At 46.3% G+C, this 516-nt stretch carries 1 protein-coding gene; it reads left to right on the forward strand.

The window, feature by feature from the left end:
- Positions 1-474: amino acid ABC transporter permease (locus ACS8FD_RS24625; RefSeq protein WP_439277776.1), on the forward strand; the 474-nt coding region annotated here is incomplete at its 5' end.
- Positions 475-516 lie beyond the last annotated feature (42 nt).

Here is a 516-nt window from a genome sequence, read left to right on the forward strand (position 1 = left end):
TCTTTTTGGCCGATGCTAAAAGGCGGTATTTATTATTCGATACCGCTGGCATTGATATCATTTGCTATTGGTATGATGATTGCGCTGACAGTTGCGCTCATTCGTATTGTGCCGCGGACAGGCTGGTTTCATAAGATTATCTATAGACTGGCTCGCATCTATGTGTCTGCTATTCGCGGTACACCGATGCTGGTACAACTATTTATTATCTTTTATGGTTTGCCAAGCGTTGGCCTCAAGCTTGATCCGTTTCCCTCAGCGATTATCGCCTTTTCATTGAATATCGGAGCCTATGCATCGGAGACCGTGCGTGCAGCGATTTTATCGATTCCTAAAGGCCAATGGGAAGCAGGGTCAACCGTTGGCTTGACGTATTTGCAGACCTTTCGCCATGTGATCTTGCCACGAGCGCGTAGAGTATCGGTGCCGACGCTATCGAATACCGTTATTAGCGTAGTAAAAGATACGTCATGAGCATCATTGGTACTGGTCACTGAGCTAGTTAAACAAGCTCAG

It is taken from the genome of Psychrobacter sp. 1U2, assembly GCF_051847575.1.